General features: G+C 67.1%; 12 protein-coding genes. 6 read left to right on the forward strand and 6 right to left on the reverse strand.

The window, feature by feature from the left end; genetic code table 11:
* Window positions 1-16 precede the first annotated feature (16 nt).
* The 4 genes from ASG79_RS14315 (at window position 17) to ASG79_RS14330 (ending at window position 5,094) form a co-directional block, all read left to right on the forward strand.
* Window positions 17-1,114, forward strand: coding sequence for an ABC transporter ATP-binding protein (locus ASG79_RS14315; protein ID WP_018772058.1), 1,098 nt, complete (start codon window positions 17-19; stop codon window positions 1,112-1,114).
* Window positions 1,111-2,895: an ABC transporter permease gene (locus ASG79_RS14320; RefSeq protein ID WP_018772059.1), complete on the forward strand. Its 1,785-nt coding sequence runs from the start codon at window positions 1,111-1,113 to the stop codon at window positions 2,893-2,895. The genes ASG79_RS14315 and ASG79_RS14320 overlap by 4 nt, the downstream gene beginning before the upstream one ends.
* Window positions 2,896-2,925: 30 nt before the next feature.
* Entirely contained in the window at window positions 2,926-4,044 is a 1,119-nt protein-coding gene (locus tag ASG79_RS14325; protein ID WP_056392020.1) for an ABC transporter substrate-binding protein, read from the forward strand.
* Between the two features lie 78 nt (window positions 4,045-4,122).
* On the forward strand, window positions 4,123-5,094 hold the full coding sequence (locus ASG79_RS14330) for a serine hydrolase domain-containing protein (RefSeq protein WP_056392021.1): 972 nt from the start codon (window positions 4,123-4,125) through the stop codon (window positions 5,092-5,094).
* 41 nt (window positions 5,095-5,135) lie between these two features.
* Here the strand turns inward: ASG79_RS14330 and ASG79_RS14335 are convergent, their stop codons facing one another.
* Window positions 5,136-6,041 carry a LysR family transcriptional regulator gene (locus ASG79_RS14335; RefSeq protein ID WP_056392023.1) on the reverse strand — a complete coding sequence of 302 codons (906 nt, stop codon included), beginning with the start codon at window positions 6,039-6,041 and terminating at the stop codon, window positions 5,136-5,138.
* Window positions 6,042-6,169: 128 nt separating this feature from the next.
* Here ASG79_RS14335 and ASG79_RS14340 point away from each other — a divergent pair, with 128 nt between their 5' ends.
* Entirely contained in the window at window positions 6,170-7,312 is a 1,143-nt protein-coding gene (locus tag ASG79_RS14340) for a PrpF domain-containing protein (protein WP_018772063.1), read from the forward strand.
* Between the two features lie 56 nt (window positions 7,313-7,368).
* A complete protein-coding gene (dctA, locus tag ASG79_RS14345) occupies window positions 7,369-8,679 on the forward strand; it encodes a C4-dicarboxylate transporter DctA (protein WP_056392025.1) in 1,311 nt (436 codons plus the stop codon).
* A 257-nt stretch (window positions 8,680-8,936) separates the two neighbouring features.
* Here the strand turns inward: dctA and ASG79_RS23550 are convergent, their stop codons facing one another.
* The 5 genes from ASG79_RS23550 to ASG79_RS14365 are packed head-to-tail and all read right to left on the reverse strand — an operon-like array spanning window position 8,937 to window position 13,459.
* Window positions 8,937-9,095, reverse strand: coding sequence for a hypothetical protein (locus tag ASG79_RS23550; protein ID WP_156400211.1), 159 nt, complete (start codon window positions 9,093-9,095; stop codon window positions 8,937-8,939).
* Window positions 9,092-10,465 (reverse strand): NtaA/DmoA family FMN-dependent monooxygenase, encoded by a 1,374-nt coding sequence (locus ASG79_RS14350; RefSeq protein WP_056392027.1) that lies wholly within the window; start codon window positions 10,463-10,465, stop codon window positions 9,092-9,094. Before ASG79_RS14350 ends, ASG79_RS23550 begins: the two co-directional genes overlap by 4 nt.
* Window positions 10,466-10,476: 11 nt before the next feature.
* The gene (locus ASG79_RS14355) at window positions 10,477-11,568 is read right to left on the reverse strand and encodes an LLM class flavin-dependent oxidoreductase (RefSeq protein WP_056392029.1); all 1,092 of its coding nucleotides are present in this window, start codon (window positions 11,566-11,568) and stop codon (window positions 10,477-10,479) included.
* Complete coding sequence (locus ASG79_RS14360) at window positions 11,565-12,401, reverse strand: DUF1684 domain-containing protein (RefSeq protein ID WP_056392031.1); 837 nt, start codon at window positions 12,399-12,401, stop codon at window positions 11,565-11,567. The genes ASG79_RS14355 and ASG79_RS14360 overlap by 4 nt, the downstream gene beginning before the upstream one ends.
* On the reverse strand, window positions 12,398-13,459 hold the full coding sequence (locus ASG79_RS14365) for a transporter substrate-binding domain-containing protein (protein ID WP_056392033.1): 1,062 nt from the start codon (window positions 13,457-13,459) through the stop codon (window positions 12,398-12,400). Before ASG79_RS14365 ends, ASG79_RS14360 begins: the two co-directional genes overlap by 4 nt.
* Window positions 13,460-13,464 lie beyond the last annotated feature (5 nt).

Genomic DNA, 13,464 nt, shown 5'->3' on the forward strand with positions numbered 1-13,464 from the left:
GCCCAAGGAATCAGCCATGAAAATCAGCATTCAAAACCTGCAGCTGAAGTACGGAAGCTTCACTGCCATCGAAAACCTCAACCTCGACATTGAAGACGGCGAGGCACTGGTCCTCCTGGGCCAGTCGGGCTGCGGCAAGACCAGCACGATGCGCTGCATCGCCGGCCTGGAGGAGCCCACCTCGGGGCGGATCATCATCGACGACGTTGTGGTCTTCGACTCCGAAAAGGGCATCAACCTGCCCCCGAACAAGCGCAACGTCGGCATGGTCTTCCAGTCCTACGCGGTATGGCCGCACATGACGGTTGCCCAGAACGTTGCCTATTCGCTCAAGCAGAAGAAGCTCTCCAAGAGCGAAATCGATGAGCGCGTCAGGGAGGCGCTCACGCTGGTCGGCCTGGAGCCCTACGCCGACCGCGGCGCCAGCCTGCTCAGCGGTGGCCAGATGCAGCGCGTGGCCCTGGCACGCAGCCTGGTCATGCGGCCCAGCGTGCTCATGCTCGACGAACCGCTCTCCAACCTTGACGCCCGCCTGCGTGACCGGCTCCGGGTTGAACTGCGTGAGATCCAGCTCCAGTTGGGGCTCACCTGCGTGTACGTCACCCACGACCAGCACGAAGCCTTCGCCCTGGCAGACCGCATCGCCCTGCTCCAGGGCGGCCGGATTGTGCAGATGGGCGCCCCGCAGCACATGTACGAGGCACCCGCCAGCGCCTCGATCGCCCACTTCCTGGGTGTTTCCAACATCATGGACTGCACCCCGGAGGGCACGGCCACCGGCGCCACCACGGCACGCATCGCCAACAGTGAGCTCACCATTCAGTCGGCGCAGCAGGCCAGTGATGCGGGCGCATCCCCCAAGGTCTGCATCCGGGCCGAGGACCTGCAGATCACCGCCATGCCCACCGAACACCCCAACTCGTGGCCGGGGACGGTACGCGTGGCGGGCTTCCAGGGGAACGACATCCGGTACGCGATCCAGCTGGAATCCGGGCCCGAACTGGACGCACTGGGCGGGCTGAGGCGCGGCGAACAGCACAAGGTGGGGGACCGCGTGTGGGTCACCGTCAACCCCCGCGAAGTCCAGATCTTGCCGGCTGAGGTCCTCGCATGAGCCTCAAGACCACCGAGGCGGCCAGCCGCGTCGAGGCCCGCCTGGCGCCGAAGCCCGAACCCCGGAACTACCGCTCTGCCCGGACCCTTGCCGGCCTCCGGAAGAACACGCCGGGCCTGATCGTCCTGGTGATCCTCGGCGTCCTCATCGTCCTCCCCCTTGCCCTGGTCCTGCTCGCCGCGTTCTCGGACAGCGTTCCCCGGCCGGGCAGCATCTCCCTGGGCGGCCTGACGCTGTCCAACCTGGCGCTGCTGGCCACCCCGGAAGCACTCGGGGCCCTGGTCAACTCGCTCATGGTCGGCGCAGGCTCGGCACTTATCGCCCTGCTGATCGGCGCATTCCTGGCCTTCGTGTGCGCCCGCTCCGATGCACCGTGGCGGAAGTTCATCTTCTTTATCGGCATGGCGCCGATGTTCATCCCCGCCCTGGTGGGCGCCCTGGCCTGGTCCCTGCTCTGCTCGCCCAGCGCCGGCTACATCAACATCTTCCTCCGCGACCTGGGCATTGACGCCGCCATCAACATCTACAGCCTCCCGGGCCTGGTGTTCGTGCTGGGAATCTTCTACGCCCCGTACGCCTTCCTGCTGCTGCACAGCTCGCTGTCGATGATGAACGCCGACCTCGAAGAGGCAGCGACCGTCCACGGGGCTCCGCTGCGCACCATGCTGCGGACCGTCACCCTGCCCCTGGCCCTGCCGGCCATCCTGGGCTCCGCCGTCCTGGTCTTCGCCCTGACCATGGAGAACTTCCCCGTGGCCCAGGTCATCGGCAACCCCGCCGGCGTGGACACGCTGCCCACCTATATCTACCGCCTCATGAGTGCCACTCCGGCCAAGAGCAACCAGGCTGCCAGCGTCGCCGTGATCCTGACCGTTGCGCTGATGGCCGTGACCCTCATCCAGCAGCGCATCATCAACAAGCGCAAATTCACCACCATGACCGGCAAGGGCAACCGTCCCCGGCAGGTGCCGCTGCGCAAGATGCGCTGGCCCTTCACCATCCTGGCCCTGGCCTACTTCGCCGTGTCCGTCGTCCTGCCCATGCTCGCACTGCTCGCCGCGTCCATGCAGGCCACCCCCTTCGTGTCCTCGATGTCGCAGCTGCTGGAGGCCAATTCCCTCAGCTTCGCCAAGCTGATCGAAGTCCTCGGATCCAACGATTTCCAGCTCGCCCTCAAGAACAGCGTCCTGGTGGCCCTGATCGCGGCATTCGCCGGCACCACCCTCAGCTTCATCGCCTCGTACATCCGCTACCGCACCAAGTCCAAGGTGGGACGGCTGATCGAACTGGTCGCCATGACCCCCCTTGCCGTCCCCGCCATCGTGATGGGCATCGGACTGCTCTGGACCTGGCTGCTGCTGCCCCTGCCCATCTACGGCACCCTGGCGATCCTCGCCGTCGCCTGCGTTGCAGTGTTCATGCCCCAGGGCTACCGCGGCGTCTCCGCATCGATGCTCCAGATGGACCAGGACCTCGAGGACAGCGCGGTCATGCTCGGCGCCGGACGGACCAGGTCCGTCCTGGACGTCACCCTGCCCCTGATGCGCGTCGGCATCATGTCCTCGTTCCTGCTGTTCCTCATGCTGTCCATGCGTGAGCTCAGCGCCTCCATCTTCCTCTTCACCTCGAACACCCGGATCCTGTCCATCCTCGTGTTCGACAACTTCGACAACGGCCAGAGCCAGGCAGCTGCCGCCGTCAGCGTCCTGTACTGCCTCGTCATCGGAATCCTCGCCGTCATCGCCCAAAAAGTCGGCGGCGAACGCAAGACCAAGAACTGACCTCACCCACCTTTGAAAGGGACACCCACAATGAAGTTAGCGTCCAAACTTCCCGCCTTCACTGCAGCCGGAGTGCTGCTCGCCCTCAGCCTGGCCGGGTGCGGAAGCCCCGCCCAGAGTGCCGGCGTGGTCACTGCCACCGCAGCTGTGAACACCGATAACGGACTGGTGATCAACGGCGAATCCATCGCGGACAAGGACACCTACGAGAAGGCCAAGACCCAGACCCTGTCCCTCTACTCCGGCTACACCGATTCCTCTGAAAGCGCGCTGGTTGACGCCTTCACCAAGGACACCGGCATCAAGGTCAACGTCGTCCGGCTCACCCCGAACAAGCTCTCCGAACGCGTTCTCTCCGAACAGGGCGCCGGCAAGCTCAGCGCCGACGTCATCCGCACCTCCGACTACCGGATTGCCAAGTCCATGGAGGACGCCAAGGTCTGGAAGGCCTATGACGTACCCGGCGCCTCGGCCCTCAAGGACGTTTCCGTGGACGGCGGCCAGTTCACCCGCATGTTCAACTCCGTCTACACCCTGGGCTACAACACCCAGCTGGTGAAGGAAGCCGATGCCCCCAAGTCCTGGGCGGATGCCGTCGGCGGCAAGTGGCAGGGCAAGCTGGGCATCGTCCAGGGCGGCTCGGGCGGCAGCACCGCTGCGCTGAACAGGTTCATGGAAACCAAGATGGGCGGCGACTACTTCGCCAAGTACGCTGCGCAGAAGCCCAAGATCTACGACTCCCTGGGTGCTGAAGCCACGGCGCTGGCCCGCGGTGAAGTTGCCGTGGGCACGGTCACCATCAGCGGCACCAACATCTCGGCCGTCCAGGACAAGGCCCCGGTCAAGTTCATCGTCCCCGAGGAAGGACTCGTCTCGTACGACTATTACCTGGGCATGACGGGCACCGCCACGAACGTGGAAGCCGCGAAGGTCTTCATGAACTACAACCTTTCCAAGCAGGGCCAGCAGGTCTTTGCGCAGATCGGTGAATACCCGGTCCGCACCGACGTGGCACCGCCTACCATCATGGGCGTGACGCTCCCCGCCGTCGATTCCGGCAAGGTCTACCGCATGCAGAACACCGACGCCGTGACCTACGGCAAGGACGACCTTGCCAAGTGGAACCAGGTCTTCGGCTACACCAAGTAACCCCGCAATCCCGTGCCCGGGGACCCGGCCTCCGCCGGGTCCCCGGGCTTTTTTCATTCACCCACCACCAGGAGCCCCGTGACCGCCGTCCACGTCCCCGCACTTCCGGTGCCCCGGAACACCTCGTCCCTGCTGGTCCGCCAGGACGGCAGGACCATCCTTGAACTCGGCGACACCACCCGCGCCAGTTACGTCGCCTCCGTGCGCAAAAGCCTGCTCTCGATCCTTTTCGGAATCCAGGTGGACGCCGGCACGGTCAGCCTCGACGCCACACTCGATGAGTTCGGTGTTGATGATATTGGCGGCCTGCTGCCCATCGAGCGGACGGCCCGGCTCCGTGACCTGTTGACGTCGCGTTCGGGCGTCTACCATCCGCCCTCCAGCCCGGGCAGTGACGAGGATGTCTTCCCTTCACGTGGCACAAAAGCACCGGGGCAGTATTTCCTCTACAACAACTGGGACTTCAACGCCGCCGGCGCGATCTTCGAGAAGGCCAGCGGCCTGACCGTCTTCGAAGCGTTCCAGAAGCACCTGGCCGGTCCGCTGGGGTTCGACGACTACGACCCCACACGCCAGCGAATGCTCGGGGACGCCCGAAAGTCCGCCTTCCCTGCCTACCACCTCTTCCTCTCCGCTCGGGACCTGGCCAAGATCGGGATGCTGATGGCTGCCGGCGGCCAGTGGGAGGGACGGCAGCATGTCCCCCGGGAGTGGGTCAGGGACAGCGTGGCCACCCATGTCAGGCGCGCAGACATGGCGCCGGCCACCGGTTTTGGCACCTGCGACTACGGCTACCTGTGGTGGCTCCCCCGGGAATCCGGCCCACAGTGGCAGGGGGCTTTCCTGGCCGCGGGCAACTACGGCCAGTTCCTGCTGGTCCTGCCGGCGATCGGGAGCGTCATTGTGCACCGGCGCTTCGTCAGCGACAGCTTCGCCGTCGCCCGGAACACCCACACGGCAGCTGCCTCGACGGCAGGCCCCGCTCCGGTGACCCACGCCGAATTCATGGACCTTGCCCGGGCGCTGGTTGCCGGGCCCCTGGCCCGGTAGGCGTCAGGAAAGGCACCGTACGACGGCGGCACCCTCCTTTGTCAGGAAGCCGCGCCCTTGGCGATGGAACGGAACACCTTGGTTGCCTGCTGCGCCGCGGGGCTGAGCCGCCGGTTTGCCAGGTGGGCCAGGAGGATCCGGCGCTTCGGCGATCCGGCGAGCGGGACCGCCACGACGTCGGGGCGCAGGGCCGTCAGCGCCAGCCTGGGTGCCAGGGCGATCCCGATACCGGCCGCCACCATGCCCTGTGTCTCCTGGTAATCGTTGGCGGCGAAGGCGATCCGCGGTTCGAACCCGGCGTCGCGGCATACCCGGCTGAGGACATCGGCCACGGGGTGCTCGTCGCGCACCACCCATTCCTGGTCGCTCAAGGCGCCGATGCGGACCGAGCCCAGTTTGGCAATGGGGTGCTCCCGCGGTACCAGCAGCACTGTTGGATCGTTCATCAGCCTGACCAGGGCCAGGTCAGGGTCCTCGATCTGCTGCCAGGGATAGTCCCACAGCAGCGTCAGTTCGATTTCCCGCCGCCGCAGCCGTTCCAGCAGGCCGTCCCGGCGGGCACTGACAACCGTCACTGCAACCTCCGGGTGGCGGGCGCGGAACGCCAGCACAACGTCGGGCATCAGGGAGGCCCCGCCGGTGGGAAAGGTCCCAAGCCGGAGCTGGCCCCGCCGAAGGCCCGCGAACTCCCCCATTTCGGCGCGGGCGGCTTCAACGGTCCTGTCGATGTCGTCGGCGTAGTGCAGCAGGGCGTGCCCCGCCTCGGTCAGGACCACGCCCCGGGGATGGCGCTCGATGAGGACCACGCCCATCTCCTGCTCGAGTTTGGCTATCTGCTGCGACACCGCCGAGGTGGTGAAGGAAAGGGCGGCAGCAGCCGAGGTCAGGGAGCCGGAACGGCCCACCTCACGGAGCACATGGAGCCGGTGGAGATCGAGGATTGCCATGCACTGAGTTTAGCAAAAGTAGATAGTCGTCCATTTATTTGCGATTGTGCTGAAGGCTCCCATCCCGGATCGTAGAAGTACAAGGTGCTGTGAAGTAGAGCACCTGCAAGTTACGAGGGAGAAATACAGTGGGACTCAAAGGACATTGGTACCGGGGCGGCACCAGCAAGTGCTGGCTCTTCGATGCCAGGGACGTGGCCCTCCACGCCCCCACCCGCGAGGAAATCCCCGCACTGCTGTCAGCCGCTTTCGGCGCGGCGGATGCGCGGCAGCTGGACGGCGTCGGGGGCGGAACGTCCACCACGTCAAAGGCTGCAGTCATCTGGGCAACCCCTGGTGCCGAGGCAGACCTCGACTACCTTTTCGCCCAGGTGGGGATCGGTGACCCCACCGTTGAGCTGGGTTCCAACTGCGGCAACTGCGCCACCGCCATTGCCCTGTTCGCCGTCCAGACCGGCATCGTTCCCGCCCGGGACGGCATGACCAAGGTCCGCATGCGCCACGTCACTTCCGGCGCCGTGCTCAGCGGAGCGGTTCCAACTCCCGGCGGCCACATTCCCAAGTCCGGACTGGCACGGGTTCCGGGCAGCAGCGCCGCCGGTGTTCCCGTCAGCCTCTCGTTCCACGGCCCCTGGGGCCAGAACACCGGTGCACTCCTGCCTACCGGCAACACCGTGGACCAACTCCAGGTCAACGGCAGGACCCTGGGCGCAACGATGGTGGACGCCGGCGCCCCTGCCGTGCTCCTCGCAGCCGACCAGGCCGGCGTCGATCTTTCCTCAATGACGGACAACCTCACCGCCCAGCTGCCGGACCTCATCGCGGCACGGGCATCAGCCGGCCTCATCATGGGGCTGCGGAAGCCTGAGGATCCGCCGCAGAACGCTGTTCCGAAAGTCGGGGTTGTGGCGCCAGCCGGCGACTACATCGCCGCGGACGGAACAACCATCACCGCCGGCAGCCACGACGTGCGGGTGCGGATGCTGTCCATGCTCGCACCCCACCCGGCCATCGGCCTGACCTCAGCCGTGGCAGTTGCCCTTGCATCCTCGCTGCAGTCATCGGTCGTAGCCAACGCAGCAGGCCAATCACCCTCCACCGGCACCGGAACTCCCCGCTTGCTGCGGGTCGGGACGCCCGCCGGCGTGATCACCGCCGAAATCATCACCGATGACACCGGCGCCGTCAGCGAAGTGGCCCTCCACCGGGCAGCCCGCCACATCGCCACCGCAGATATCGACGTGGCCCCGGCCGCCGAGCTGTCTGCCTAACACCCCTATCTCTTTGCCCCATCATTAAGGGGCCGCACCAACCAGGAAGTTGTTCAATGAAGATCAAATCCATCCTCGGACACCTGTATGTCCAGGTACTCATCGGAGTCGCCCTCGGCGTCGTTGTGGGCGCACTGTGGCCCGACCTCGGTGCATCGCTCAAGCCCATCGGCGACGGCTTCGTGAAACTCGTGAAGTTCATGATCGCCCCCATCGTGTTCTGCACCATCGTCGGAGGCATCACCTCGCTGCGGGACACCAAGAAGGTGGGCCCCACCCTGATCCGTTCGCTTGGCCTCTTCTACGCGCTGACGGCACTCGCCCTGGCCCTGGGCCTGGCCGCGGTGACGCTGTTCCAGCCCGGCGCCGGGATGCACATCGATCCCACGCACCTGGACTCCTCGGTGGCGCAGAAGTACACCACGCAACTGCCCAGCAGCAACCCCGTGGACTTCATCCTCAGCATCATCCCCACCACCTTCGTTGGCGCCTTCGCCGACGGTGAGGTCCTGCCCGTGCTGGTCATTGCAATGCTGTGCGGCTTTGCCTTCAGCAAGCTCGGCGCACCGGGCCAGCTGGCCCTGAACGTGGTCAACAGCTTCAACAAGCTGCTCTTCATCATGTTCGGCTACATCATGAAGGTGGCTCCGCTGGGAGCCTTCGGGGCCATGGCCTTCACCGTTGGCAAGTACGGCGCCCACTCCATCGGAAACCTCGGCATGCTGATCCTTGCCTTCTACGCCGCCTGCATCGTCTTCGTGGTGGTCGGCCTGGGCATCCTGGCCAAGGTGACCGGCTTCAGCCTGTGGCAGATCCTGCGCTACTTCAAGGATGAGTTCCTGATCGTCCTGGCCACGTCCTCCAGCGAACCGGTCCTGCCGCGCCTGCTGTCCAAGCTCGAGCGGATCGGCTGTGACCGCAGCGTTGTGGGCCTGGTGGTCCCCACCGGCTACTCCTTCAACCTGACCGGAACGGCCATCTACCTCACCCTGGCCTCGATGTTCATCGCCCAGGCCTGCGACATCCACCTCAGCTGGGGCCAGATCCTGCTGATGCTCGGCATGATGCTGCTGACCTCCAAGGGTGCGGCCGGCGTCACCGGCAGTGGTTTCGTGGCCCTGGTGGCGACCCTGACGGTCATGCCCACCCTCCCGGTGGCCGGCGTGGCCCTCATCGTTGGCATCGACCGCTTCATGAGCGAGGCCCGCGCCCTCACCAGCACGGTCTGCAACATCGTCTCCTGCGTGGCCATCGCCAAGTGGCAGGGTGAGCTGGACATGGGCAAGCTCCGCTCCGAGCTCCAGGCGGGCTTCGTGCCCACCGAAGCGGAAAAGGTGCAGCTGGCCGAACCGGCCCTGGCACACTGACCCGGCCGGCAGGCCACCACCCCCGGTGTTTGCCCGGGATCCCGGCAGGGGTCCCGGGCAAACCCTTGCAAGGGGGACTACTTCACAACCCTTACGGAAAGGACCCGGAATGAGTGAGCGCCAAACGGAACAGGACACAGCGGAAGACTGCGACGCCGGCACCTGCTTCTACTGCCAGAGCCCGGAAACCGACTAGCGCCCCAGCCCTGGGGCCACGCCGTCAGCCCGGGCATTGCGAGGCAGGGCGGCAACAGGCCCTAGATCCACTGCTCCCACAGCGTCAGCTGCAGGCTGACGGTCCCGGACGAACCAGCCACAACGGAACCGGCCCCCGCGGAAGGGTCGACGACGGCACCCACGTTGCCGCCGTCGTCGTCCCTTCCAGCCAAAACAGCCAGCCGCATCAGCCGCATCACGCCCGGACCGCCTCAGCAGCCGCATCCGAAGAACGCACCGGCGTCTCCAGCCCAAGGTTTTCCCGCAGGGTGTTCCCGCGGTACTCCGTGGGGTACACCCCGCGTTCCTGCAGCTCCGGCACCAGGTGGTTGACGATGTCGTCCAGGCCGGAGGGAATGAGCCACGGCGAGATGTTGAATCCGTCCACCGCCCCCACCCGCGCGAACTCGGCCAGCTGGTCCGCCACCTCAACGTACGAACCCGTGAAGGTGGAATCCACCCGTGCAGTGCGGGAGGTGACGAACTGCCGGATGGACAGCCCCTTGTCCTTGGCCTCGGCCCGCCACTGGTCCGCCAGCTGCCGCGCCTTGGCGCCGTGGAAGCCGCTGCCGCGGGTCTCGGACGTTTCCTCCACCACCGGATCGATCTCCGGCAGCGGTCCGTCCGGATCGTACGACGACAGCTCGCGGCCCCAGAACTGCTCCAGGTAGGCGATGGCCTGCTGCGGGCCGATCTGCAGGCTCCGCACCCACTCCTTCTTCTCCGCCGCCTCCGCAGCGGTGGGCGCCAGGATGAACTCACTGGCCGGCATGATCTGCACGGCGTTGGCACCCCGGCCAGCGGCCAGGGACCGCTCCACGAGGTCCTTGCGGAACTCCACGGCGTCGTCGAACTTGGGGTGCGCGGAGAAAATCACATCAGCCTGCCGGGCGGCAAAGTTGCGGCCCTCGGGCGAGTCGCCGGCCTGGAACAGCACCGGGCGGTACTGGGCGCTGCGCGGCAGCCGCGGCGTCACGTCCACCGTGTAGTGCTGGCCCTGGTGCACCACCCGCCGGGCAGGACCGTCCGGGGTTTCCCACGAATCCCAGATCCGCTTGGCCGTCTCCACGAACGCTTCGGCGTGCTTGTACCGGTCAGCGTGGTCCAGGTATCCCCCGCGGCGGAAGTTGGCCCCGGTCCAGGCGTTGTCAGTGGTCACGATGTTCCACGCGGCACGCCCGCCCGAGATCAGGTCCAGCGACGCGAGCCGGTGCGCCAGGTCGGCGGGATCGTTGTACGTGGTGTTCTGGGTGGCCACCAGCCCGATGTTCCGGGTCACCGAGGCCAGTGCGGCCAGCATGGTCTGCGCGTCCGGCCGGCCCACCACGTCCAGCGCGTGCGGGCGGCCCAGGTGTTCACGGAGGCGGAGCCCCTCGCCCAGGAAGAACGCGGCGAACAGCCCCCGCTCGGCGGTCTGGGCGATGCGGCGGAACGATTCGAAGTCCGTCTGCGACCCCGATCCGGCGGCCTTCCAGATGGTGCCGGAGTTCACGCCCTGGAAGAAGACCCCAAACTGGATCTGGCCCGACGGCACAAAGACGTCGGATTTAGCACGGTTGTGCTGTGTCACGGTGGTTCCCCTTACTTTCCCGCGCCGGCGGGCGCAGCGGCGTTGGATGCGGCGGTGGCGTAGCGGCTCACCGGGCGTGAAAGCCCCAGCAGGTCGCGGAAGGTGCCGTCCTGCACCACCGGGCGGAGGACTCCGCGGCGGCGCAGTTCCGGCAGGACCAGGCGGCCCAGTTCCTCCAGGTCGACAAAGAGCGACGCCGGGTGCAGGCGCACGCCGTCGGCCTCCTTCAGGAGTTCCGTGAGGAAGTCCGTGAGACCGGCGGCGGAACCGGCGTAGTTAGCACGGCCGGAGCCAAAGCCAGCCACCCGCCCCGCCGCGGCCTGCCCGCGGGAGTCCAGGACGACGTCGAGCTCGGCGACCACTGCAACGCCGGCAGCCACCCGGGACCGCACATCGCGGACCTCTGCCGCCAGCAGTTCGGCGGCAGGTGCGGACACCAGCACGGCATCCACGGCGTCCGCGGGAACCTCCCCCAGCAGGGACGCGGGCGCCAGCACGGGCAGCTGCCCCTGGAGCGGCCGCGGAATGATGGACGGTCCCTTGACGGAATAGCCGGCGCCGGCAAAATTGGCACGAGTCTCGAAATCGACCGCAGTATCAAAATCGACATAGTGCAGCTTGTCCACGTCGATGTACCGGCCGGTGGCCACGTCGCGGATCACGGCGTCGTCCTCCCACGAATCCCACAGCCGCCGGGACACCTCGATGGACGCCGCGGCCTCCTGACCCAGTGCAGCGCCGGTCACGGACGGGCGTCCGACGGCGGCAGCAGCCTCCGGCGATTCGGCTGCCGTCACGATCCACCCGGCCCGGCCGCCGGACACGTAGTCCAGGCTGGCCAGCTGGGTGGAGATGTGGAACGGCTCGGTGTAGACGGTGTCCACCTCGGGTACCAGCGCGATGGTCCGGGTGGCGGGCCCGGCGAGGGCCGCCCGCTGCAGCGCGTTGGCGCGGCCCGGAGCGGGTGCGTCGGTGAAGGTTGCTGCATGGAAGCCCGCGGACTCTGCTGCCAGCACGGCCCGGGTGAGGTGCGCGCCGTCCCAGCCGGCGCCGTCGAGCTCAAGGGCAAGGAACCCTCCCTGGCGGGTTGAAGAGATGCTCACTGCTGGTCCTGACGTTCGTAGGGAATCTTTTCGCCGGCCTCGATGGCCACCGGCAGCCGGTTTTCCGCCGGCGGCAGCGGGCAGGTGGCCAGGTCCGTGTACGCGCACGGCAGGTTCACGGCCCGGTTGAAGTCCAGCAGCACGGACCCGTCTGCGGCCGGCACCACGGACAGCGAGCGGTTGGCGGCATAAGTGGTCTTGCCGGAGGTCAGGTCTGTGAACAGCACGGACAGGGCGCCGGGGGCGTGGCCGTTGAATGCGGTCAGCGCCAGCTCCCGGCCGGCCAGCTTGAAGCGGATCTCGCCCGGCGCCTCATACACATGCTGGATGCCCTCGACGGCGGCGCCCACCGTGGTGGACCTCGGCGCCTCGAACGGCACATAGGTTCCGCGCACGGCATACGCGGCATCGGGCGAGTAGGCGGGCGTGCCCTGGTAGGCCTGCAACAGCGGGTTTTCCGGATGACGGGGCCGGACGATGTATTCGCCGCCGCGCTTGGCCAGCTCAATGACGGTCTCGCCGGACACCAGGTTGATGCCGCCGCGCTCCTCGATGGGGCCAAGCTCAACGGTGGCCCCGGACGCAGTGTTCAGCTCCCTGCCGTCCTGCTGCAGGCTGTCGCCCGGCTCCAAAAGGACGCGGACGGCGTCGGCCGCCACGCTCCAGGTGCCCGGGGCGCCTTCCAGCCGGGCGGGTTCGCTGCCCAGCCAGTGCAGGTGGGTCACCGCCAGGAAGCCGTGCGGGTGGGCGCGGTGCTGTTCGTGGGCGGCGTGCCATTCCTGCCAGTCGGCGTCGAAGGATTCGAGGGCGGTTCCGGTGGATTGTGCGGTCATGATGCCTTCCCTGACGGGGCCGCGCCGGCCGATGCCTGCGTGGCCGCGAAGTTCTCTTCGGTGATGGTCTTGGATTCCGGCAGCGCTTCCTCGGACAGGCCCCAGCGCTCCAGCACCTTGCCGTAGGAGCCGTCCTTGATGACGGCATTGAGGGCCTCGGAAATGACCGGTGCCAGCCCGTTGCCGCGCAGGGTGGTGGCGGCCACCAGGGTCTCAGAGGGCCAGCCGGCGTTGACCTTGCCCACCACCTTCAGGTCGTCCCGGGTGTTCTCGCGGTACACGGTGGACGGGTAGGGGGCGATGTTCAGGTCCGTCCGGCCGGAGGACAGCGCCAGGATGGTGTCCGCGTCGGAGGAGTAGTACTGCAGCGTGGCCGGCGCCTTGCCTTTGCCCTCGAGCTCCTTGTTCCACGCCAGCAGGATCTTCTCCTGGTTGGTCCCGGACCCCACGGAGATCTTCAGGCCGGAGATGTCGTCCGCGCCCTTGATGTCATAGGTGGAGGACTTTTTGGCCTCGAAACCCATGTACGCGGCCCGGTAGCTGGCGAAGTCGAACAGCTTCACCCGGTCCTTGTTCACGCCCACGTTGGAGAACACAGCCTCAAAGTCGCCGGACTGGGTCTTCAGCGGCCAGTTCTCCCAGGACGTCACCTGCACGTCCAGCTCCAGGCCCAGCTTGTCCGCCACCAGCTGGGCGATGTCCAGTTCGGAGCCGATCGGCGTCTTGTCGTCGGTGGCGTGGAAGGACAGCGGGATGGACCCGGCGGTGGTGGCCACCGTCAGCTTGCCGTCCTTGCCGATCAGCCCGGGGACCTTGGCGGCGAGCGCCGCGTCCTTCTCGCCCCGGATCCGCTGCTGGTCCGGTGAGGTGTTGTAGACCACGCCGTTGCGTGCCGCCGTCGTCTGCGCTCCACCGCTGGCGTTGCCGGCGGCGGAGGCGCCGGGGTCGGCGCAGCCGGCGAGCGCGGCGGCGCCAAGGAGTGCGGTGCCGAGGAGTATGACGGCGGGACGCGCCGCAAGGGCGCGGCTGCGGCGGAGGCCGCGGGTGGGGAAAGCCATGGGGT

Origin of the sequence: Arthrobacter sp. Soil761, assembly GCF_001428325.1 — a bacterium.
In the GTDB taxonomy this organism is placed as follows: Bacteria; Actinomycetota; Actinomycetes; order Actinomycetales; family Micrococcaceae; genus Arthrobacter.